The organism is Streptomyces sp. NPDC005402, assembly GCF_040606575.1.
GTDB lineage: Bacteria > Actinomycetota > Actinomycetes > Streptomycetales > Streptomycetaceae > Streptomyces.
Genome location: NZ_JBEXFB010000002.1, coordinates 409,678 through 432,259 on the forward strand (window position 1 = coordinate 409,678; position 22,582 = coordinate 432,259).

At 71.9% G+C, this 22,582-nt stretch carries 14 protein-coding genes and 1 pseudogene; 11 read left to right on the forward strand and 4 right to left on the reverse strand.

Annotated features, from left to right (window positions below; genetic code table 11):
• Window positions 1-718: 718 nt before the first annotated feature.
• From ABZT02_RS04900 to ABZT02_RS04940, 9 genes and pseudogenes are all read left to right on the forward strand, one after another.
• Window positions 719-804, forward strand: a pseudogene (locus ABZT02_RS04900) (IS5/IS1182 family transposase); the annotation flags it as partial.
• Window positions 805-883: 79 nt separating this feature from the next.
• A complete protein-coding gene (locus ABZT02_RS04905) occupies window positions 884-1,753 on the forward strand; it encodes a BTAD domain-containing putative transcriptional regulator (protein ID WP_356014244.1) in 870 nt (289 codons plus the stop codon).
• A complete protein-coding gene (locus ABZT02_RS04910; RefSeq protein WP_356014246.1) occupies window positions 1,750-3,516 on the forward strand; it encodes a non-ribosomal peptide synthetase in 1,767 nt (588 codons plus the stop codon). Before ABZT02_RS04905 ends, ABZT02_RS04910 begins: the two co-directional genes overlap by 4 nt.
• Complete coding sequence (locus ABZT02_RS04915; protein ID WP_356014248.1) at window positions 3,513-4,253, forward strand: alpha/beta fold hydrolase; 741 nt, start codon at window positions 3,513-3,515, stop codon at window positions 4,251-4,253. The genes ABZT02_RS04910 and ABZT02_RS04915 overlap by 4 nt, the downstream gene beginning before the upstream one ends.
• Window positions 4,250-5,446, forward strand: a complete 1,197-nt coding sequence (locus ABZT02_RS04920; protein WP_356014251.1) for a cytochrome P450 — start codon at window positions 4,250-4,252, stop codon at window positions 5,444-5,446. The genes ABZT02_RS04915 and ABZT02_RS04920 overlap by 4 nt, the downstream gene beginning before the upstream one ends.
• A 60-nt stretch (window positions 5,447-5,506) precedes the next feature.
• Complete coding sequence (locus tag ABZT02_RS04925; protein ID WP_356014253.1) at window positions 5,507-7,144, forward strand: tryptophan halogenase family protein; 1,638 nt, start codon at window positions 5,507-5,509, stop codon at window positions 7,142-7,144.
• A complete protein-coding gene (locus tag ABZT02_RS04930) occupies window positions 7,141-7,674 on the forward strand; it encodes a flavin reductase family protein (protein ID WP_356014254.1) in 534 nt (177 codons plus the stop codon). The genes ABZT02_RS04925 and ABZT02_RS04930 overlap by 4 nt, the downstream gene beginning before the upstream one ends.
• Window positions 7,674-12,164 carry an amino acid adenylation domain-containing protein gene (locus ABZT02_RS04935; RefSeq protein ID WP_356014256.1) on the forward strand — a complete coding sequence of 1,497 codons (4,491 nt, stop codon included), beginning with the start codon at window positions 7,674-7,676 and terminating at the stop codon, window positions 12,162-12,164. The genes ABZT02_RS04930 and ABZT02_RS04935 overlap by 1 nt, the downstream gene beginning before the upstream one ends.
• 146 nt (window positions 12,165-12,310) lie before the next feature.
• Window positions 12,311-12,967, forward strand: coding sequence for a DUF2461 domain-containing protein (locus tag ABZT02_RS04940; RefSeq protein ID WP_356014258.1), 657 nt, complete (start codon window positions 12,311-12,313; stop codon window positions 12,965-12,967).
• A gap of 44 nt (window positions 12,968-13,011) precedes the next feature.
• Here the strand turns inward: ABZT02_RS04940 and ABZT02_RS04945 are convergent, their stop codons facing one another.
• The 3 genes from ABZT02_RS04945 to ABZT02_RS04955 form a co-directional block, all read right to left on the reverse strand.
• Window positions 13,012-14,283 (reverse strand): cation:proton antiporter, encoded by a 1,272-nt coding sequence (locus tag ABZT02_RS04945; RefSeq protein ID WP_356014259.1) that lies wholly within the window; start codon window positions 14,281-14,283, stop codon window positions 13,012-13,014.
• An 84-nt stretch (window positions 14,284-14,367) separates the two neighbouring features.
• Window positions 14,368-15,759, reverse strand: coding sequence for a serine hydroxymethyltransferase (locus ABZT02_RS04950; RefSeq protein WP_356014261.1), 1,392 nt, complete (start codon window positions 15,757-15,759; stop codon window positions 14,368-14,370).
• Window positions 15,756-19,127, reverse strand: coding sequence for an amino acid adenylation domain-containing protein (locus tag ABZT02_RS04955; protein ID WP_356014263.1), 3,372 nt, complete (start codon window positions 19,125-19,127; stop codon window positions 15,756-15,758). The genes ABZT02_RS04950 and ABZT02_RS04955 overlap by 4 nt, the downstream gene beginning before the upstream one ends.
• A gap of 137 nt (window positions 19,128-19,264) precedes the next feature.
• Here ABZT02_RS04955 and ABZT02_RS04960 point away from each other — a divergent pair, with 137 nt between their 5' ends.
• Window positions 19,265-20,737, forward strand: a complete 1,473-nt coding sequence (locus ABZT02_RS04960; protein ID WP_356014265.1) for an aldehyde dehydrogenase family protein — start codon at window positions 19,265-19,267, stop codon at window positions 20,735-20,737.
• A 27-nt stretch (window positions 20,738-20,764) separates the two neighbouring features.
• Here ABZT02_RS04960 and ABZT02_RS04965 read toward each other — a convergent pair whose 3' ends face one another.
• A complete protein-coding gene (locus ABZT02_RS04965; protein ID WP_356014267.1) occupies window positions 20,765-21,505 on the reverse strand; it encodes an alpha/beta hydrolase in 741 nt (246 codons plus the stop codon).
• A gap of 97 nt (window positions 21,506-21,602) precedes the next feature.
• Here ABZT02_RS04965 and ABZT02_RS04970 point away from each other — a divergent pair, with 97 nt between their 5' ends.
• Window positions 21,603-22,574 carry a YafY family protein gene (locus ABZT02_RS04970; protein WP_356014269.1) on the forward strand — a complete coding sequence of 324 codons (972 nt, stop codon included), beginning with the start codon at window positions 21,603-21,605 and terminating at the stop codon, window positions 22,572-22,574.
• Window positions 22,575-22,582: the final 8 nt, after the last annotated feature.

The following is a 22,582-nucleotide window of genomic DNA, read 5'->3' on the forward strand; positions in this document are numbered from 1 at the left end:
CCGCGCTGGAAACGAGGGCGTTCGACGAACCCCTACTGCTATTTGAGCCGAAAGGCGCCCGGGAGCAGTAGGAGTCCTCTGGGACTTTTCTGGGACTTCCGACCCCATCAACGGGCACGAACGTGAAACAGCTGAAAGGGCATTCGCGCAGGTCAGCCGTCCTCAGCCACTCATTGCAGCAGGTCCCCGCGTTCACGGGTCTCTTCCGGGACATCTGATCGGCGCGATGTCGGGCCCCTTGGAGACAAAGGGGCCCGACACTTCGACATGCCATCCGACCTGTGGATACCCCCCTTCACGCCCCTCCACGATCACTGTTGTTTCTCAGCACCTCGTGCAACACACATGAAAGATGATCTTGCTGGCTGATCATGGGTCAGCATGAGCGGAGCTTCCGCAGGATTCGCCGGCACTTCAGGGTGGCTGCGTCCTCCACTGTTGCGCGCGGTGCGCCGGAGAACTCGACCGAGTTGAGCTGTCGCGCTACCTGCCCTCTCCAGCCGAGCGACGGCCATAATCTGTCACGCCGTCCGCGATAAGTACTTACGATCACTATTTCGCCAAATCGTCTGGACGGGGTGACATGAGGCGGGGTTGAGTACTGGAGTACCCGCTCAACCATGTCCGACTCGCTGTCCACGCACGTGACTGCATCACCCCCGGTGAGGTCCCTCATCGAACGATGCCGATGGCGGGCCCGCTTCTCGGTCGCACCCACGTGGAACACGTCATCGGCGTATGAGGAACGACAAGTTCCTCCGCAACTGCCGACAGCATGGCGATGGCCCGCATCACGCCGTCGAAGGGTGTCGCCCACAAGAGCCCAACGTGCGCTCGCGGCCAACCATGGCGAACTCCGAGCGCCGCGAAAGGAGTGAGAGGGATGATCGTCACGCCGACGCTTGCGGATGTGCCTGACGCCCCGCCCGCATACCTGTCGGTGTGCTTCTTCGGGCGGTTCACCACCTCGGTGGGCGGGGTACCGGTCGCGCGGTGGAGGGCCGGCAAGTCACGCAGTCTCTTCCAGTACCTGATGCTGCACCGGAACCGGGTGATGACCCGTGACCAGCTGCGGGATGCTCTCTGGCCGGAGGCCGAGTGGCGCGCCTCCTCCAGTTCGCTGAAGGTCGCGTGCTGTGGAGCGCGCAGCACGCTCGGTGCCGGCAAGCAACCGGAGGACTCCGGATCGCCCATCCTGCTGCTGCACCGGGACGGCGGCTATCTGCTGGACGCCGCTGACACCTGGTGCGACATCGAGGAGTTCCGGGAATGTGTCCACGAGGGAATGCAGCACCGCTCCCACGGCCGCCCCGATCAGGCCACGCGGAGCCTGACACGGGCGTTAGCCCTCTACCAGGGTGATTTTCTCGCCGGTCAGGACGAGGACTGGATCGCCGAGACGCGGGAGTACTACCGGTCGCTGGCACTGGGCGTCCTCGATGTCCTGCGCGAGAACGCGATGAAGCGCGGCGACGCCGAGGCGGTCGTCGCGCTCGGTCAGCGCACGCTGCAGATAGACGCCCTCCACGAGCCCACCTACCAGGCCCTGATCGGCGTCGCGGGCCTGCTCGGCCAGCCGGAGCAGGCGTTGCGCTGGTACCAGTTGTGCGAGCGTCGGCTGCGTCGCCTCATCGGCGTCGAACCGTCCGTTCAGACCCGGCAGGCTCTCCAGCAGGCCCTGAACGGCCTCGGCCGGCCCTTCATGCCGGGCCCCCGCGATGCGTGGCCGGTGGAAGGAAGGGCCAGCGCATGACTGCGACTTCTCCGACCACGACCCCACCGGCCGTCGTCGCCCGCCTGCTCGGTCACCTGGACCGGCACGCCGCTGAGCGCCCCGACGAGCCCGCGGTCCTGACGTCCGACGCCGGCCTCAGCTGGACCGAACTCGCCGCGTCCGTCGCCACGGCGACGCGAGTGCTGCGCGTGCACGGGATCGAGCGCGGCACCGCGGTGGCGCTCACCACCGGACGGGACCGGCACGCGGTCACCGCTCTCATGTCCGTATGGGCGCTCGGGGCGACCGCGGTGCTCCTCGACGAGCGGCATCCGGCGGCTCACATCAGCGAGATCGTCGTCAACTCCGGTGCCGAGTGGATCATCGCGGCCGAACTGACGTCCGAGGTACTCGGACATGGCATTCCCGTGCTGACGACCTCGGACCTGTTCGAGGAGCCCGGTGCGGCCGTCGACGCCCTCGCGGCGGATGCCGGGCCGGTCCGCCCCGATGATGTCGCCTACGTGATCCACACCTCCGGCAGCAGCGGCAGGCCGAAGGGAGTCGATGTCTCGTTCGCGAACCTGGAGGCGTTCCTCGACGCGATCGAGACCCTCGGGATGCCGAGTGGGGGCAACGGCATCAACGCGGTGTCGCCCGCGTTCGACGGCTGGCTGTGGTGCACCCTGCTGTACCTGGTGTTCGGTAACGCCCTCGGTATCGTGGACCTCGCGCGGTCGGCGGCCGACGGGCCCGCCGGCGCGATCGCCGCCCTCGCCCCCCGGGTGGTGTGCCTGACCCCGTCGTTGCTGGCCGCCTGCGAGGCGGGTGTGGACAGCGCCGAGGCGATCGTGGTGGCCGGCGAGCCCTGCCCCCCGGACCTGACGAAGCGGCACGGGACCGGTCGCCGCATACTCAACGTCTACGGTCCGACCGAGGCCACCATCGCCGCCACCTGGGCGGACAGCGCCCGGGGCGACGACCTGGACACGATCGGCACGGCGATCCCCGGCTACACCGTCCATGTGCTCGGCCCCGAGGGCCGGCCGGTGCCCGACGGCACACAGGGCGAGCTGTACATCGGCGGCCCCGGGGTCGCCCTCGGCTACCGCAACGAACCCGAGCTGACGGCACGGCACTTCGTGACCGACCCCGAACTCGGGCGCGTCTACGGCACCGGGGACCTCGTCCGGCGCCGGAGCGACGGCCTGCTGGAGTTCTGCGGCCGGAACGACGCCCAGGTCAAGGTGCGCGGATTCCGCGTGGAACTCACCGAGATCGAACGCCGGGCCATCGGCCCCGGCGTGGCACAGGCCGTCGCCTACCTGCTTCCGGGGGACCGGACCATCGGTCTCACGGTGGTGACCGCCGAGGGCTATCCGGGGGACGGCGCGCTGCGGGACCGGCTCGCCGCGGCACTCCCCGCGCACCAGGTGCCGAGCGGCATCCGGTGTCTGGAGAAACTGCCGCTGACCCCGAACGGCAAGACCGACCGGTCCGCGCTCGCCACGGCGCACGCGGCCGCGGACGGCGCCGGGCCGCACCCGCCGCAGATCACGGACACCCTGCTCGGCACCGTGACGAAGGTCTGGAACTCGGTCCTCGAGCAGTCGGTGACCGACGCGGACGCCAACTTCTTCGCCTCGGGCGGGCACTCCTTGCTGGCCGCCGAGATGATCACCACGCTGCGCCGGGAGACCGGCGTGTCCCTGTCGATGCGCGATCTGCTGGGCAACCCCACCATCCGGAGCTGCGCGGATCTCGTCCGCACCCGGCTGGAAGAATCCGCGGCGGCGTCATGACCTATCTGCGCACCTGGACGAATGACGTGCCGACGGCCCGGCCCGTGCTGCTCTGCCTGCCGCAGGCCGGGGCCGGCGCCCTCCAGTTCCAGAACTGGCAGCTCCGGCTCGGCTCCCGCGCCACCGTGTGTGCCGTGCAGCTGCCCGGCCGGGAGGACCGGTGGGGTGATCCGGCGCCGTCCGACATCGCCGAGGTGGTCGAGACCGTGGTCGCGGAACTGGCGGACATCGGACTCCTCGGCAGGCCGCTGGTCGTCTTCGGGGACAGTTTCGGCGGACTGCTCGCGTACGAGGTGGCCCGGGCCGTCGGCCCGGCCGCACTCGTGGTCTGCGTCTGCCGGGCGCCGGTCCATTGGACGCGGCAGGGCGGACTGGACGATGACGACGTCGAACAACTGGCGTACGCGAGCGTCGAAGGCTCCTCCCTGCCGTCGGAGCTCGTCGACGAGATGCGGGAGATCACCGCCGAGGTGCTGCGGCGCGACGCGGTGCTGTCGACGACCTTCCGGATCCCGCCGGACGCGGAGCCGCTGCGCTGTCCCGTGTACGCGTGGGGCGCCGTCCACGACGAGAAGGTCACCCCCGCGCAGCTCGATGACTGGCGCGAAGTGACCATCCGACCGCTGCGCCGCCACGACTTCGACGGCGGACACCGGATCAGCCGTGAGGACCCGCTCGCGCTGCTCGGGCAGCTGTCCGAAGTCCTGTCCGATCTCGCCGAGGAGGAGCCCTCGTGACCTCTCAGGCATCGCCGGTGATCGACCTGCTCGATCCCGGTCCCTTCGCGCGCGACGATTTCTGGGACACCCTGGCCTGGCTGCGCGCGCATGCACCGGTGTACCGGCACGAGGGCGGTGGCGCGCCGTTCTGGGTGCTCACGAAGCACCGTGACATCACCGACGTGTACGCGGACTCCACCCATTTCGGTTCCCGCTTCGGCATGCGGATAGGCAGCGACGTGGCCGCCGTGGCGGCGGTCGCCCAGCGCATGCTGATCGTCTCCGATCCGCCGCAGCACACCGCCGTCAAGCGGACGCTGATGGAGTGGTTCGGGCCTGCCCGGATGCCCCGCGTCGAAAGGCTCGTACGGCAGGTGGTGGACGAACTGGTGACCGACGACATCCTCGACCGGCCACTGGACTTCATCGAGGTGGCCAAGCGGCTGCCGAATCACGTGGTGTGCGCCTTGATGGATCTGCCCCGGGCGGACTGGGACTGGGTCGGCATGGTCACCACCGAGGCGTTCGACGACGCGTCGGGCAAGCAAGCCAACACTGAGATCTTCCTGTACTTCGCCGATCTCCTCGCGACGCGCAGGGCTCGGCCGGGCGACGACTTCGTGAGCTGGGTCGCGGCGCACGGCAGGGTGGAGAGCGACGGCGGCCGCCCGCTGACCGACGAGGAGATCATCTTCAACTGCAACGGGGTGCTCTCCGGCGCCAACGAGACCACCCGCTATGTCGCCGCCGGTGCGCTCCTCGCCTTCTCGAAGTTCCCCGGGCAATGGGAGCGGCTGCGCGCTCTGGGGGCGTCCGAACTCCCCGCGGCCGTCGAGGAGGCGCTGCGCTGGACCTCGCCGGGGGTGCACGCGATGCGCACCGTTCTGCGCCCGACGGAGGTGGCCGGGCAGCGGCTGCGGCCCGGAGAGCGGGTCACGCTGTGGAACGCGTCCGCCAACCGGGACGAGGAGGTCTTCGACGAGCCGGACCGGTTCCTCGTCGACCGCAGTCCCAACCGGCACCTGGCGTTCGGGCACGGCAGGCATTTGTGCCTGGGCGCGCGGATGGCGCGCTGTGAACTCGGCGCCCTGTTCGGCCGGCTGGCCGAGCTCGTCGGGCAGGTGGAACTGCTCGGCACGCCCTCGTTCACGCCGTCCAACTTCACCTGGGGAGTCAGCGCGCTCCCGCTCCGGCTCCACCCACGTGCGTAACCAGCGGGTAATCGCCTGCGCCGACGATGCCGCGAGGACAATCATCTGACGGAGGTCACCATGGGGGAGCCCATCCGCAACATCATTATCCTGGGCGGCGGCACCGCCGGCTGGATGGCCGCTTCCTACCTAGGGAAGGCGTTGTCCGGCCAGGCGGCCATCAGCGTCGTCGAGGCACCGGCCATCCCGCGCATCGGCGTCGGTGAGGCGACGGTGCCCAACCTCCAGCGGGTCTTCTTCGACTACCTCGGGCTGCCCGAAGAAGAGTGGATGAGCAAGTGCAACGCCGGTTTCAAGATGGCGGTCAAGTTCACCAACTGGCGCACGCCCGGACCGGGCGAACCGGTCAGCAGGCAGGACGCCAACGGGTCGGACCACTTCTACCATCCGTTCGGTCTGCTCCCCTCCCCCGACGGGGTACCGCTGTCGCACTACTGGACGCGCAAGCAACTGTCCGGCGCGACCAGTGAGCCCTTCGACTACGCGAGCTTCGTCGAACCGCCGCTGATGGACGCGAAGCGCTCGCCCCGGTTCCTCGACGGCACCCGCTGCACGAACTACGCCTGGCACTTCGACGCCGCCCTCGTGGCCGCCTTCCTCCGTGACTTCGCCACCGTCAAGCAGGGCGTGCGGCACATCGAGGGCACCGTCTCGGACGCCCAGGCCGACTCACGCGGGTACATCGAGTCGATCACGCTGGAATCCGGCGAGGTGATCGGAGGCGACCTCTTCGTCGACTGCAGCGGCTTGCGCGGTCTGCTGATCAACAAGACGCTCGGCGAGCCCTTCATCGACATGAGCGACCACCTGCTGAACAACAGCGCGGTCGCCACCCAGGTACCGCACGACGACGAGGCGAACGGGATCGAGCCCTACACCTCCTCGATCGCGATGCCGGCCGGGTGGACGTGGAAGATCCCGATGCCGGGCCGGTTCGGGACCGGTTACGTGTACTGCGACAAGTTCGCGGACAAGGACGAGGCCGCCCGCGACCTGTGCGGGCTGTGGGGCCTGGACCCCGAGAAGGTCCCGCTCAACCACATCAAGTTCCGGGTCGGCCGCAACCGCCGTGCGTGGGTGGGCAACTGCGTCAGCATCGGCCTCTCCTCGTGCTTCGTCGAGCCGCTGGAGTCGACGGGCATCTACTTCATCACCGCTTCGCTGTACCAGCTGGTCAAGCACTTCCCCGAGCGCAACGTCGACCCGGTGCTGCGGGACCGGTTCAACCGCGAGATCGTCGACATGTTCGACGACACCCGGGACTTCCTCCAGGCGCACTTCTCGCTGTCCCCGCGTACCGACACGCCGTTCTGGCTGGCCACCAAGGAACTCACCCTGGCCGACCAGATCAAGGAGAAGATCGAGATGTACCGCTCCGGAGTGCCGGTCAATCCCCCGGTGACCGACGAGGGAACCTACTACGGCAATTTCGAGGCCGAGTTCCGCAACTTCTGGACCAACGGCAGCTATTACTCCATCTTCGCCGGGCTCGGCGTCCGGCCGCGCTCCTCGCTGCCGATCCTCTCGTACCGGCCTGACTCGGTCGCCGCGGCCGAACGGGCCTTCGCCGACGTGAAGACCCGCCAGCGCCAACTGCTGTCCGAACTGCCCTCCACCTACGAGTACTTGCGCTCACTGCACCAGACGGACCAGCCGCGGCCCGCCCCCGGGGAGACGCCACGGCGGCGGCAGGTGTGACCCGCACCCCGGCACCGCTCGTCGCGACGGAGGAAACGTTCCGCCGGGTCATGGGCTCGCTCCCGGCCGGAGTCACCGTGGTCACCGCGCCGGCGGACGACGGCCCCCGCGGAATGACCTGTTCCTCGCTGACCAGCGTGTGTCTCGAACCGCCGACGCTGGCGGTGTGCCTGCGCACCGCCAGTTCGACGCTGAGCGCCGCTCTGCGGCAGGGACGCTTCGCGGTGAACCTGCTGCACGGCGGCGCGGAACGTACGGCCCGAGTGTTCTCCACCGACGTCCCCGACCGGTTCGCGCTGGTCGGCTGGCACACATCCGGGACCGGAATGCCGTTGCTCACCGCGGACGTCTGCGCGTACACCGAGTGCGAGGTGAGCCGCGCGGTCGAGATCGGCGACCACACGATGGTGTTCGGCACGGTCATCGAGGCCGGCGTGGTGCCCGGGACGCCGCTCGTCTACGCGCACCGGTCGTTCCGGTCCTGGGACACCCTGCCCACCACCCCCGAACGCCCGGAAGGCGACCGCTGATGCCCACTCCTGCCGTAGAACCGCTGCCGGCGCTGCTCGCGGACCGGCCGGCCGAGCCCCACGAGCCGCGCGAGCCGCATCGCCCCTGGCACGTCGCACCGGCCGGTGACGTCCTCGGCCGCGACCACCGGTGGTGGTCGGGCGTGTGGGCCGCCCTCCTCGCCCGGCAGAGCGGACACGACCGGGTGTGGCTGGTCGGCCGGGGCGGCTGGTACGAGATCCCGGTGGGCCAGGAAGCGCCGGTCGGTGACGTGGTCTCCGCCACGGCGAAGGCGCTCGACGGGCCCGCGTTCCAGCCGTCCCGGCCGCCGGCCGGCCCGGTGGCCCTGATCGCGGGCGGGCCGGGGGAACACCGCGGCGCCGGCGACCTCGCTGTGGAGCTCGCGGACGGCGCCGTCGGCGTGGCCGGTGACGCCGGGCTGTGGGAGTTCGCGACGCTGCGACGGCTGGCCGGACAGTTGCGGCTGCTCGGCGCGCAGGCGGCGGCCGCCCCGGACACGCCGCTGACCACGGTGGACCTGCTGACCGACGCGGACCAAAAGCTCATCACCGAGGAGTGGAACCGCACCGCCGCCCCCTGGCCGTCGACCGGCTACCTCGACCTGATCGCGCAGCAGGTGCGTACCCGCCCGGACGCTCCGGCGGTCGAACAGGGCGAGCGCGTCGTCTCCTTCGCCGAACTCGACCGACGCGGTGACCAGATCGCCGGTGAGCTGCGCCGGGCCGGGGTCGAGCCCGGGGACCACGTCGGGCTGTTCTGCCCGCGCGGCGCCGACTACGTGCTCGCCGTCCTCGGCATCCTGAAGGCCGGCGCGGCGATCGTCCCCCTCGACCCGGTCGTCCCGGACGCGCGGATCGCGTTCATGCTCCGAGACAGCGCGGCCACGGCGGTCCTCACGGGCGACGGGCTCGGCGACCGCCTTCCGCAGGGTCCGCCCGTCCTCGACATCGCGGCCACCGCGACCGCGCCCGCCCGGCCCCCGGACACCCCGGTGGCCGCGGACCCCCTCAGCCACCTCATCTACACCTCGGGCTCGACCGGGGAGCCGAAGGCGGTCCTGGAACGCCTGCACGCGATCGAGAATTTGGTGCACTGGACCGGCCGCGCCTACGGGGTGCGGCCCGGCGACCGGGCCTCCTGGCTGTCGGCGCCCGGGTTCGGCGTCCAGATCATGGAGTGGATGCCGCACCTCGCGCTCGGCGCCACGGTGTGCGTCCCCGCCGCGCGCCACGCGCTGTCCCCGGCGCAACTGCGGGACTGGCTGGTCGCGGAGAAGATCACCCACACCATGCTGGTGGCCGCCCTCGCGGAACCGGCCTGGGCCCTCGACTGGCCCGCCGACGCCGCGCTGCGCATCATGGTCACCACCGCGGAGCGCGTGCACAGCTGGCCGCCCGTGGACACGCCGTTCCGCGTCGTCATGACCTATGGCACCACCGAGAGCACCAACGCGCTGACCTGCCTGGACCTGGGCGCGGGAATCGACCTGACCAGTCAGGCGACCGCCCCGCACGTCAAGGCCGCGCATCCGGTCCCCGCGGGACGGCCGATCGCCAATGTTCGCGCCTACGTGCTCGACGCGCTGGACCGTCCGGTGCCACCGGGACTGACCGGCCGGCTGCTGATCGGCGGGGCCGGCCTCTCCGCCGGGTACCACAACCGGCCCGAGCTGACCCGGAAGCTGTTCCGCCCGGACCCGGTGACCGGCGACGGACTCGTGTACGAGACCGGCGACCTCGCCCGGTACCGCGCGGACGGTGCGATCGAGATCCTCGGCAGAGCCGACGCCCAGGTGAAGATCCGGGGCTTCCGGGTCGAGCTCGGTGAGGTGGAGACCGCCCTGGTCAACTGCCCGGAGGTGGCCGAGGCAGTGGTCACCACCGTCCAGACCGGCCAGGGCGGCCGGCAACTGGCCGCCTACGTCACCGCGGCCGACGTCGCCGGACTGGACGGCGCCACGCTCAAGGCCAGGCTCAGTGAACGGCTGCCGTACTACATGGTCCCGGCGACGGTGACCACGCTGCCGGACATCCCCCGGCTGCCGAACGGTAAGACGGACCTGCGCGCGCTGCCCGCCCCCGACGCGGCGGGGCAGAGCGACGACGACTTCGTCCCCGCCCGCAGCGAGACCGAGGCCGCCATGGCCGGCCTGTGGGCCGAGATCTTCGACGGCCGGACGATCTCGATGACCGACAACTTCTTCCATCTCGGCGGCCACTCACTGCTGGCTTTCCGGCTCATCGACGAGCTGCGCGGCCGGTTCGGCACCGAACTGTCCATGACGGAGCTGTACGCCAACCCGACCGCGGGCGAGCTGTCCGCGGCCGTGGAGGCGGGTCTGGCGGGCTCGGCCGCCTTCGCCGGCCTGCCGCCGGTCGAACCGGACCCTGCCGCGCGGTGCGAGCCGTTCCCGCTGAACGACGGACAGCAGGCGATGTGGATCGGCCGCGGCAGCCTGGTCGATCTCGGGAACGTCGGCTGCCACGGATACTTCGAATGGGAGTCGGACGACCTCGACCTCGGCGCGTTCGAGCGGGCCTGGCAGAGTCTGGTCGAGCGCCACGACGCGCTGCGCACCGTCGTGCTGGCCGACGGCACCCAGCAAGTGCTGGCCAAGGTGCCCGACTTCGTGATCCGGCACCACGACCTGCAAAACGCAGCGGACCCCGAGCCGGAACTGCTCGCCCTGCGAGAAGTGTTGTCGCACACCATCCTCGACGCGGCCACATGGCCGCTGTTCGACCTGCGGCTGACCCTGCTCCCCGGCGGCAGGACCCGGATCCACCTGGTGCTCGACTTCCTGGTCGCCGACGCCTGGAGCTACTTCCAGGTGATCGTGCCCGAGCTGAGCGAGCTGTACGCGGGCCGGGGCGCGGGGCTCGAACCCCTGCGGCTGACGTTCCGCGACTACGTACTCGGTCTCGCGGCGAACCTGCCGGAAAGCGACGTCTATCAGCGCTCCCAGTGGTACTGGCTCGACCGGCTCGAATCGCTTCCCGGCGCACCCCGACTGCCCGAACGCCCCTCGCACCAGGCCGAGTTGCCGACACGGATCGAACGGCACAGCGGTACCCTCGCCACCGAGGACTGGGCGGCGATCAGCGCCCTGGCCGGCGAGCACGGCGTGACCGGCTCCGGCGTGCTCGCCGCCGCCTACGCCGAGGTGCTGCGGTCCTGGACCGCCGAACCCTCGTTCTGCCTCAACTTCCCGTTGTTCAGCCGACTGCCCCTGCACCCGCAGATCGGCAAGGTGATCGGTCACACGACCACGACGCTGCTCCTGGAGGCCACCGGCGCCGGGGAGACGTTCGCGGACCGCGCTCGGACACTGCAGCAGCGGCTCTGGGCCGATCTCGAACACCGCCACTTCACCGGTATGCAGGTCCTGCGCGCCCTGACCCGCCTGCGAGGAGCGCTCACCCCCGCGATGCCGGTGGTGATGACCAGCCTGGTCGGTTACCCGCCGGACCCGCGGGAGACCACGTTCGGCTCCGCGGTGTACGGCGTCTCCCAGACGCCCCAGGTCAGTCTGGACTTCCAGGTCTTCGAGACCGAGGACGGGGGTCTGCGGTTCAACTGGGACTACATCCAGGCGGTTTATCCCGACGGACTGATCGGCGAGATGTTCACCGCCTTCCTCGACCTGCTGGGCCGGCTCACCACACGCGAGGGCTGGGACGCCGTCGACCTCGGCTACGGGATCACCCGGCCCGCGGTGGCCTCGGCGGGTCCCTCGGCGGCCGCCGGCACGCAGCGCACCGGTGAGGCGTGGGAGCGGTACTGGGCGTCGGTGGACGCCACCGGCCGCGGCGGGGACGTGCTGTGGGACGCCGACGACGCCGAGGAGATGCGCTGGCTCCTGGACACCACGGCACGGCACCTGGACCCGGAGCTGCCGGTCATCGACCTGGGCTGCGGCAACGGCCGGTATGCCAGGGCGCTGGCCACCCGGTTCCGCACCGTGGTCGGGGTCGACGTGTCGCCCACCGCCATCGCCCGTGCGCGCGCGGAGAGTTCGGCGCACGGCGACCTGTCCTTCGACGTCCTCGACCCGGGCGACCTGGACGCGGTCGAGGCACTGGCCAAGCGGATCGGCCCGGCCAACGTCTTCATCCGCGCCGTCCTGCACATCCTGGGCGACGAGGAACGGGCCGCGACGGCCGCCGCGACGGCCGTGCTCACGGGTGGTCAGGGAGGTGTTCTCATGGTCGAACCCGACTACGCCGCCGACTCGTTCGGCTATCTCGGCCATGTGGGCGGGGCCCGCGGCCGGGCCGCCCACCTGGTCAGGCCTCTCGAGGCCGCGGGGGTGCGCCACTCGACCCGCTTCGGCCCGACGGACCTGGACCGTCACTTCCCCCAGGCCCGGTGGCGCCGGCTGTCCACGGGACCCGCGCAGATGTATGCCGTCGACCCCGAGTCCGACGGCGGCACGATCCGCGTGCCCGGCTACCTCGCCGCGGTCCGATCCCGTACCGCCGGAAAGTGAGACAGGGCCCGGCGGACGGCGGAGTCGGCCGAACCCGACCGCCGGAACTCTCTTCCCTACTACAATCGGCGCGCTCTGCAAGGCTGTTGCCCACCACGGCGACGTGGGCGGACCCGTCGGCTCCGGCACGAAAGCAGGATGACCCCATGGCCTTCACCGGGATTCCGGACGAGGCGTTCGACTTCTACAAGGAGCTCGCCGAGGACAACTCGACCTCCTTCTGGCACCGCAACCGCGACAGATACGAGCAGGCGGTACGGGAGCCGATGGCGGACCTGGTCGCGCAGCTGTCCCCGGAGTTCGGTGAGATCCGCATGCTGCGGCCCCAGCGGGACACCCGGGCCTCCAACGACAAGTCGCCGTACAAGACCTACCAGGGGGCCCTGGTGGATCTCGAACCGGGCCTGGGCTACTGGCTCCACCTCGACGCCGACGGCCTGCGCGCCACCGGCCGGTACTACTCACGCGCCCCGCAGGAGATGGCCGCCCTCCGCGCGGTGGTGGCCGAGGAGAAGGGCGCGGAACTGCAGTCGCTCGTCGATGGCCTGGAGGGGCTCGGCCACACCGTGGGCGGGGTCGCGCTGCAGACCAGACCGCGCGGGGTATCGGCCGACCACCCGCGGGTGCGGCTGCTGCGCCACCGCACACTGGACATCGGCCGGAGCTGCGACCGGACCACCGCCGGCCGGTCGTCGGCCGCCGGGTGGGTGGCCGGGACCTGGCGCGAGCTGCGCCCGACGCTGGACTGGCTCGCGGTCAATGTCTGCTCGCGGGCACGCGAGTTGCGCGGCGCGGGCGCTTAGCGGCAGACGGAAGGGCCGGCCCGCGGCAACGGGCCGGCCCCTTCTCACGTCTCCGTGCGGCCGGCGGACGGGACCGTCTCACCGGCGGCGGACACCGGGCCGCGGGGCCGGGCGAGGAGCGCCAGCAGCGGGCTGGTCGTGGCCGTCGTGATCAGGGCCACCAGCACCAGGACGGTGAAGAGCCGGCCGTGGATGATCCCGGCGCTCAGGCCGACGTTCAGCGCGATCAGCTCGGTGAGCCCACGGGTGTTCAGCAGGACCGCGACGGTGGCCGACTCGCGCCGCTCCAGCCGGTTGAGCCGGCTCATCAGATAGCCGGGCACCACCTTTCCGGCGACCGAGATCAGCAGGAGCAGGAGGAGCACGAGGGCACTGTTCCGGTCGAGAGTGCCGAGGTTCAGGGAGAGCCCGGTCACCACGAAGAACAGCGGCAGCAGCAGATCGGTGGCTCCTTCCATCGCCCGCAGTACGTCGGCGTCGGGTGCCCCGTCGTGTCGCGGCATGAGCAGCCCGGCCAAGAAGCCGCCGAAGACCGCGTGCAGGCCCAGTTGGGAGGTGGCCCAGGCGCAGCTCGTCGCCAGGATGATCGCCACGGGCAGCTGGGAGGCGAACAGGCCGCCGGGCCGGTCCATCCACCGGCTCAGCAGCGGACGGACCACCAGGACGCCGCCCAGCCCGAGGACGACGGTCAGCGCGACGGTCTTCGGGACCGACAGTCCGTGCGACTCGCCCGGCATCGCGGCGGCGAGCGCGGTCCACGCGCCGATGTCCATGAGACCGGCGGCGGACAGCGCGACGACGCCGGCCCGCGTCCCGGCGATCCCGGTGTCCCGGATGATCGCCGCCAGCACCGGCAGCGCGGTGATCGACACGGCGACGGCCATGAACAGCACGAAGGAGCGGGAGCCGACGGCGTGTTCTCCCACCGCGGAGAAGACGGACGGCAGGAACTCGACCATGCCCGCGCCCAGGGTCATCGGCACGAGCAGGGCCACGGCCGCCACCGACAGGGTCGTCCTGCCGCTCGCGCGCAGGGACCCGAGGTTGAGCTCGTAGCCGACCACGAACATGAAGGTGACGATGGCGACCTGGGCGAGCACGGACAGATACGGCAGGGCGTCCGGCGGGAACAGCCGGCCGGTCGGATTCCCCGGGAGCCGGCCCAGCAGAGTCGGGCCGAGCACCACGCCGGTCAGGATCTGCCCGATGACCGCGGGCTGACCCAGGCGTCTGGCCAGCCCGCCGAGCAGCGTGGAGACGAGCAGGATGACGGCGATGTCGCCCAGTACGGCGGTGGTGACGTCAGCGATGCTCAACGTGCAACTCCCGGTGGTCGGTCACGGTGATGGCGTCAGCGTCCGCGCGGTGCGGCCTTGGGGGACGGCGGAGGCCCCGTCCTGTCAGGGGATACGGGGTTTCGCGTACCCCGGGACGGGGTGCTCGGCGCAGATGCGGCGGACCTCGGCCTGGATCTTGGCGGTCGTGCTCGGGTGCACGGCCCCGGCGGTGCGCAGTTCCTCGACCACGTCCGCGACGAGCTCGGCGCACTGGGCGGCCGTCTCGGGCGAGACGCCGCGTGCGGCCAGCGTGTTGGTGCCGATCCTGATCCCGCCGGTGACCCGGGGCGGCGTGTCGTCGCCGGGCACCCGGTTCCGGTTGACCAGGATTCCGCAGGCCTCCAGGGCCTCCTCGGCGTCCGCGCCGCTGACGTGCTCGGGCCGGAGGTCGGCGAGGACCATATGGGTGTCGGTGCCCCCCGTGATCACGCACAGGCCGCGCCGATCGAGCTGCTCCGCGATGGCCGTGGCGGTGTCCAGTACCCGCGCCATCAGCGCGCGGAAGGCGGGCCGGGCGGCCGCGTGCAGGGCCCTCGCCTTGGCCGCCACGTTGCCGAGGTCCGGCGTGCCCTGGACGAGCGGGAACACCGCGCGGTCGGCCAGCTTGCGCAGCGGCAGCCGGCCGTCCGGTCCGGGCCCGTCCGCGTCCCTGCCGAGCAGGATCAGGCCACCCCGCGGCCCGTAGAGCTGCTTGTAGGTGCTCGTGGTGGTCAGATGCGCGTGGTCGACCGGGCTCGGGTGCAGTCCGGCGGCCACCAGGCCCGCGATGTGCGAGATGTCCGCGATCAGGTACGCGCCCACCGTGTCGGCGATCTCCCGGAACCGGGCGAAGTCGATCTGCCGGGGGTAGGCGCTGGCGCCGGCGATGATGACCTTCGGCCGGTGCTCGTCGGCCAGTCCGGCGATCTGTTCGTAGTCCAGCAGGTCATCGGCGCCCGTGCGGTAGTGGACGGAGCGGAAGTAACGTCCGGTGACCGAGGCGGCCGAGCCGTGCGACAAGTGGCCACCGCAGTCCAGGCCGAGGCCGAGAAGGGTGTCGCCGGGCTCCAGCAGCCCTGTGAGGACGGCGAGGTTCGCGGAGGATCCCGAGTGCGGCTGGACGTTCGCGGCCCGGGCCCGGAAGAGCGCCCGGGCCCGGTCGAGGGCGAGGCGCTCGACCTCGTCGGCGATCTCCGCTCCCGCGTGGTAGCGACGGCCCGGATACCCCTCCATGGTCAGGTTGGCCAGCGATGAGCCCGCGCAGGCCAGGACCGAGGGCGGCGCCACGCTGGAGGAGGCGACCAGCACCAGGGTGTCGTGCTGCCGGACGTCCTCGCGGGCGAGCAGGTCCGCGAGCGCCGGGTCGTCCTCGGCGAGCGCGCTCGGAGGCCGCCCGGTGCCGGTGGCCGGTCGGGTGTCCGGCTCGGCGAGCGGAGGCGGGACCGGTTGCGTGGCCGGCTCCTCGCGCGGATTCATGTCCGGCTCCCCGCGTCCGGCTCCCCGGCCGGTTCTGCGTCCGGCTCCTCGTCCGGCTCCTCCAGGGTGTGCAGCAGCCGGGCGACCCGGATGGCCTGCGGGCCGGCGGCCGGATCGCCGGCGATCGCCGACGCGAGGTCGCCGAGACCCGGATTGGCGAACACGGTGCGGATCGGCACCGGGGTGCCGAGCAGGTCCTGCAGGCGGGAGGCCAGTCGGGTGCCGCTGAGCGAATCGCCGCCCAGCCGGAAGAAGTTGCCGGTCGTGGGGACCTCGTCGAGCCCGAGCAGCTCGGCCACGCAGGCGGCGACCAGCTCCGCCAGCAACCCGACGTCCGTTCGCGGCGCGTCGTCCGTCCGTGCCTCGGGCTCGGCCGCCTCTTCCGGGGTGGCCGCGAGCCGCGCGAGCGCCAGGCGGTCCACCTTTCCGTTGGCCGTGAGCGGCAGTTCGGGCAGCAGCCTGATCGCGGCGGGCACCATGGCGGCGGGCAGTTCCGCGGACAGGTGCTCGCGGAGCGCGTCCACGCTCAGGCGTGCGCCCGTCTCCGGCACGACGAAGGCCTGCAGCCGGACCACGTCGGCGCTGCTGCGCGGCGCCGTCACGACCGCGGCCCGCACCCCGTCGGCGCGGTGCAGCAGCGCCTCGATCTCGCCGAGTTCGATCCGTTGCCCGGCGACCTTGACCTGGAAGTCCTCCCGGCCCAGGATCTCGATCCCGCCGTCCGGCAGCAGGCGTCCGAAGTCACCGGTCAGATAAGCGCGTTCACCGGTCCCCGGCAACGTGACGAACTTGGCCGCGGTGCGCTCGGGGTCGTTCAGGTAGCCGAGGGCCAGGCCCAGGGGGCTCGCCACGGCCATCTCGCCGCGTGCCCACGTCGGGCGCGGCCGCAGGTCCCGGTCCACTATGTAGTACCGCTGGTTGGCGATCGGCTTTCCGTAGGGGATGCTCGTCCACCGCGGGTCCACCGCGTCGATCGGGTGGAAGAGCGACCAGCAGATGGTTTCGGTGGGGCCGCCCGATCCGACGACGCGCAGCCCCGGCGCCTGGGCGCGGGCCCGGCCAGGCAGGTCGAGCGGAATCCAGTCCCCCGACACCACCGCGAGCCGGAGGGTTGCCAGCGGCCGGTCGTCGCGCGACTCGGCCTCGCCGACCAGCAGTTCCAGCAGCACCGGTACCGAGTTCCAGAACGTCACCCGCTCGTCCCGCACGAGTTCCGCCCAGACGTCCGGTTCGGCGCGCCGGAACGGCGGCGGGACGACGACGGTGGCCCCGCAGGCCAGCGGGCCGAACACGTCGTAGATCGACGCGTCGAAGTGCAGGCCGGAGAGCGCGAGGAGCCGGTCCGCCGGGGTGACCGCGAACCGTCGCCGTACGTCCCGTACGAGGTTCGCGACCCCGCGGTGCGCCACCACGACGCCCTTGGGTTCCCCCGTGGATCCCGAGGTGTAGATGACGTAGGCCGGGTCGTCGGGCCCCTGGACGGGGGTGAGCGGAGCGGTGGAGGCGGTCTCGAAGTCGGTGTCGGCCCGCAGCACGGTCGTCCCGGCCGGCAGGTCGAGCTCGTCCCTCAGGCGGGACTGGGTGAGGACGATGCCGGCACCGGCCGCCTCCAGCAGCCGGGCGACACGTCCCCGCGGTGACGCCGCGTCGATCGGCAGGTAGGCACCGCCGGCGGCCAGGATGCCGTACACCGCGGCGTACTGCTCCCAGCCCTTCTCCATCACCACGCCGACCAGGTCCCCGGGCCGGACGCCCCGCTCGCGCAGCGTGTTCCCGATGCGGTACGCGTGACGGGCCAGCTCGTCGTAGGTCAGCCGCAGACCGGACGCCACGACCGCCTCCGCGTCGGGGGTGCTCCGCGCCTGGGCGAAGAACCGCTCCTGGAGAAGGACGGCGGGCACCGGTTCGGCGGTGTCGTTGGTCTCGTTCCAGACCGCCCGGTCACGCCTGCTCCGCATGTCGGCGAACGGGGCGTCCCAGACGCCGTGGCCCGGCTCGTCCGCGAGCATCCGCCCCACCAGGTCCAGGAACGCCTCGAACGCGCCCTCGACGACGCCGGGCGCGAAGGCGCCGGACCGGTGGTCCCACACCAGCCGCAGCTCCCCGTCCTCCGGCCGGATCTGGAAGTCCAGCGACACCTGCGGGGTCTGCGTGATCGAGTGCACCTCGGTACCGAACTCGGTGATGGACCGGGCGGCGGACGGCAGTCCGAGGAGGCTGGTCACCACGACCGGCATGGCCGCGGCGGCGAGACCGCGGCGCCGGGCCAGCTCGCGCAGCACCTCCACGCCGTTCACGCTCGCGTGCCGGGTGTCGGCGCGCAGCCGCGCGGCCAGGGCGACGATCCGTTCGGCCACGGTCCGTCCCTCGGGCCGCGCTTCGAGCAGGATCGGGTTGGTGTAGTCGCCGATCACGTCCTCGATACCGGGGACATCGAACCGCTGGAAGACCGGCACGTTGAGGGTGAAGGCGGGATCGGAGCTCCACCCGCGGAGCACCTCGGCGAACGCGCCGACGAGCAGTTCCGTCTCGGTGAGGCCGTGGGCGAGGGCACGCTCGCGCAGCAGCGCGAACTCCTCGGCGGGATAGCGGACCGTACACCGTTCGAACTTCCCCGGCCCCTGCGCGCCGTGCCGCGCCGCGGGCAGGTCGGGCGCGGGCGGAAGGCCGTCGAGGCGCTCCTGCCAGTACGCCCAGTCGGCCCGCCAGCGCGCTCCGCCGCGTACGTCCTCCTCCAGCCACCGGGCGAAGTCCCGGAAGGCGAGCTTCTGGGATGCCAGCGCCGCGTCCGGATCGTCGTAGAGCGTGACCAGGTCGGAGAAGAGGTTGAGGAACAGGCTGCTCGCGTCCATGAGCTGGAGGTCGATGCCGAGCTGCACCCGGACCCGGCCGGACAGCAGCACCACCCGCAGGTCGAACATCGGCCAGGTCCCGGGGTCGAGGGCGCGGTGACCGCGCTCGGCCCGGCTCTCCTCCAGCCGCCGTACCGCGTCCGGGTCCTCGCGCAGGTCCTCGACCGTGATCGGCACCGGTCCGGGGCGCTCCAGCACGTGCTGGGTGCCGTCCGGGCGAACCACGGTGCGCAGTCCGGGGTGGTGGGCGACCAAACGCTCCCAGGTACGGCGGTACCGGGCCAGGTCCAGCTCGGGCCGCTCCCACTCGAAGTACCCGTAGCACCCGATGTCGCCCAGGTCGACGGCATCCGCGCGGCCCACCCACAGCGCCTGCTGGGTGGGAGTCAGCGGGAACGGCTCGCCGGCGTCGTCCGGTTCCGGCACCAGTGGTGGCAGCACGGCCGCCTCGCCCCCGTTCGCGGCAGCGCCGTCCGGTGCGAGGAGCGTGCTGTCCCCCGGGACACTGATCGTCATCGCGACTCCTCGAACATGGCGGCGGACAACAAGGCCCGACTCTAGGAACCGCAGTTACCCGGGGGTTACGTCACCGGGTGATAACCGACGGGGCCGATGCTGCGCGCATGGAGAGTACGAGCGCAAGGATTCCCGCGGTGGCCCGTCGTTCACGCTCGGTCCAGTGGATCGACGGCGACTGGCGTGCCGCGCGGTCCGACGAGGTCGTCCCGGTCGTGGATCCGGCGACCGGTCTCACCCTCGCGGAGGTCCCCGCGGGCGGGAGGGAGGATGTGGACGCCGCCGTCGCGTCCGCCGCCCGGGCGTTCCCCGCCTGGTCCGACACGCCCCTGGAGGAACGCCTGCGGTACCTCGACCGGCTCGCCGGGCTGCTCGAGAAGCACGCCGACACCGTGGCCGGCGTGCTGACCGCGGAGACCGGGATGCCGGTGACCCTGGCCCGGCACGCGCAGGTCCCCTTCGGCCTGGAGGCTCTCCGCTCCTCCACCGAGGCCGCCCGGGAGCATGTCTGGGAGCAGCGGATCGGCAACTCCCTGGTGCGCTCCGAGGCCGCCGGACCCGCCGGGTGCATCACCCCGTGGAACGCCCCGGTGGCGCTGAACCTGCAGAAGGTCCCCGCCGCGCTGGCGGCCGGCTGCACCGTGGTGCTCAAGCCCAGCGAACTGGCGCCGCTGAGCGCCTACCTGCTGACCGAGCTGCTCGCGGAGACCGACCTGCCGCCCGGGGTGTTCAACCTTGTCTGCGGGACGGGCCCGCAGGCCGGCGAGGCGCTGGCCGCCCACCCCCAGGTCGCCGTCGTGTCCCTGACCGGCTCGATCCGCTCCGGACGCCGGGTCAGCGAGCTGGCCGCGCCGCGAGCTGCCCGGGTCAACCTCGAACTGGGCGGCAAGAGCGCCTCGCTCGTGCTGCCCGACGCCGACCTTCCCGCCGCGGTGGCCGCGACCGTCGAGCAGGCGAACTTCAACACCGGTCAGGTCTGCTTCGCCTGGAGCCGCCTCCTGGTCCCGGCCGACCGGTACGACGAGGCCGTGGCGCTCGCGGCCGACACGGCCGGGGCCCTGCGGGTCGGCGACCCCTGGGACCTGGCCACCCAGATCGGACCGCTGATCCACCCTCAGGCGGCCTCGCGGGTGCGCGGCATCCTGGACGAGGCGGTCGCCGGCGGCGCCACCCTGGTCACCGGCGGCGACACCCCGTCGGGGGCGGCCGGCGGTGGCTGGCTGACCCCCGCCGTCCTCGCCGGCCTGCCGACGGGGGCGCGGGCGGTCGTCGAGGAGGTCTTCGGCCCGGTCGTCGTGGTGCTGCCCTACCGGGACGAGGACGACGCCGTCCGGATCGCCAACGACACCGGCTACGGCTTGTCGGGCGCCGTGTGGTCGGCCGACGTGGTGCATGCCACCGCGGTGGCCGGGCGGCTGCGCACGGGCCGGGTGGACGTCAACGGCGCCCCGTTCAACATGCGCGCGCCCTTCGGCGGGTACAAGAGCTCGGGTAACGGCCGCGAGCTCGGCACCTGGGGCCTGGCCGCCTTCAGCGAGACCAAGGCGATCCAGCTTCCGCCCACCGACGAGGACCCGGCCGGCCTCACGCTCAGCTCGACGGCGGGCTGAACAGCGCCGCGCCGGGCCGAGCGGTCGTCAGATCCCGGACAGCAACTCCGCCAGCTCCTTGGGCCGTGACAGCATCGGCCAGTGCCCGGTGGGCAGGTCGGCCATGGTCCAGCCCGGACCGGCCAGCATCGAGAAGGCCGGGAGTCCGGCCGCGACCATGGCCTCGACCTGCTCGGTCGTGAAGGTGGAGGCGATCAGGGTGCGGGGGGTGTCCGGGATCTCGGCGGGCCTGCGCGCGGGCTCCAGCAGCATCGCGGCGGGCTGCGCCGAGGCACGCCCGCGCATCAGCGCCAGGTCCCGCTCCGAGAGACCGGCCAGGGAGACCGGGTCACGCTGCTGGTCGTCCCCGTCGAAGGGCCGGGTCGGCAGCAGCCATCCCTGTCCCTCCGCCTCGATCTGCCGCCGCTGTTCCGCCTGCGCCTCCGGCGGGAGGAACTCGATCTGCGCCATACCGTCCGGGAACGGGGCGGTGTCCACGTAGACGATGTGCCGCAGCCGCTCGGGTACCCGGTCGGCGGCTGCGGTGCCCGCGATCGTCGCGCCGCTGTGCAGGACGAGCACCACGTCGTCCAGGTCGCCGATCGCGTCGGTGATGTCGGCGATGTGGGTGGTGATGCCCACGTCGGGCGTCGCCTCGCCCGCGCGCTCGCCCTGGCCCGTCAGCGATACCGTCCGCACCTCGTGCCCGGCGTCGCTCAGCAGCCTTCCGGCTTCCTCCCAGACCCAGGGACCGAAGAAGAACCCGGGAACCAGCACGTACGTCGACATCCATGCTCTCCTTGCTTCGCCACATGCTCCGACCCTCCGACGGTAGACTCGTATCAGGACGAAATCGGTCCGGATACCCGTCGGGAGAAGAGGGGTTGTGCCGAAGGAGCGACCCACGGCGCGCGTCCTGGCGATGCTGGAGCTGCTGCAGGACCGGCCCGGGATCAGTGGCGCCGACCTCGCGCAGCGGCTCGGTGTGGGCGAGCGAACCGTCCGCCGCTACGCCGCCCACCTCGCCGATCTCGGCATCCCGGTCACCGCCGAGCGTGGACGCTACGGCGGCTACTGGCTGTCACCCGCCTTCCGGCTGCCGCCGCTCGCGCTCACCGACGGGGAGGCGGCCGCGGTCGTCCTCGGGCTGCTGGCGGGCTCCCCGCACGGCCTGCCCGGCGGCGCCACCGAGAGCGCCCTCGCCAAGATCAACCGGGTGCTGCCCGAGTCCGTCGCGGACCAGGTCACCGCGCTGCGCGACACGTTCGCCCGTACCCGCCCCGACGGGCAGGCCACCGCGCCCGACTCCCGCATCGCTCTGGGTCTGGCCACCGCGGCACGCGATCGCCGCCGGGTCCGCATCACCTACCAGTCGTGGCACGGCGAGACATCGGCGCGTGACCTGGACCCGTACGGCCTGGTCCTGCACGGCGGCCGCTGGTACGTGACCGGGCTGGACTCGCTCCGCGCCGCGATCCGCGTGTTCCGTGTCGACCGCGTCCGCTCCCTGGAGCCCGCCGAGGATCCGCGTGCCGACCCGCCGCCTCCCGGCTACGACCCGGCCGCGCAGCTCACCGAGGCCCTCGGCGAAGTCGCCGGCCGGCACCGGGTCCGGGTGCTCCTGCACACCACCCTGGACCAGGTCACGCGCCGTGTGCCGCCGGCCGCGGCGACCCTCGTCCAGACCTCCGGGGGAGTACTGCTGGAGACGCGCGCCGAGCGGTTCGACACCATGGCCGGCTATCTGGCGGGGCTCGGCTGCCCCCTCACCGTCCAGGAGCCGGCGGAGCTCCGCGAGGCCCTCGCGGAGCTGTCCGACCGGCTCGCCTCCTGCGCGGCCCGCACCGGCGAACCATGATTCCCGGC

Coding starts and splice junctions, on each gene's coding strand:
- ABZT02_RS04935 (WP_356014256.1), top strand. CDS start 7,674: ATGCCCACTCCTGCCGTAGAACCGCTGCCGGCGCTGCTCGCGGACCGG.
- ABZT02_RS04915 (WP_356014248.1), top strand. CDS start 3,513: ATGACCTATCTGCGCACCTGGACGAATGACGTGCCGACGGCCCGGCCC.
- ABZT02_RS04965 (WP_356014267.1), bottom strand. CDS start 21,505: ATGTCGACGTACGTGCTGGTTCCCGGGTTCTTCTTCGGTCCCTGGGTC.
- ABZT02_RS04905 (WP_356014244.1), top strand. CDS start 884: ATGATCGTCACGCCGACGCTTGCGGATGTGCCTGACGCCCCGCCCGCA.
- ABZT02_RS04955 (WP_356014263.1), bottom strand. CDS start 19,127: ATGACGATCAGTGTCCCGGGGGACAGCACGCTCCTCGCACCGGACGGC.
- ABZT02_RS04925 (WP_356014253.1), top strand. CDS start 5,507: ATGGGGGAGCCCATCCGCAACATCATTATCCTGGGCGGCGGCACCGCC.
- ABZT02_RS04950 (WP_356014261.1), bottom strand. CDS start 15,759: ATGAATCCGCGCGAGGAGCCGGCCACGCAACCGGTCCCGCCTCCGCTC.
- ABZT02_RS04940 (WP_356014258.1), top strand. CDS start 12,311: ATGGCCTTCACCGGGATTCCGGACGAGGCGTTCGACTTCTACAAGGAG.
- ABZT02_RS04910 (WP_356014246.1), top strand. CDS start 1,750: ATGACTGCGACTTCTCCGACCACGACCCCACCGGCCGTCGTCGCCCGC.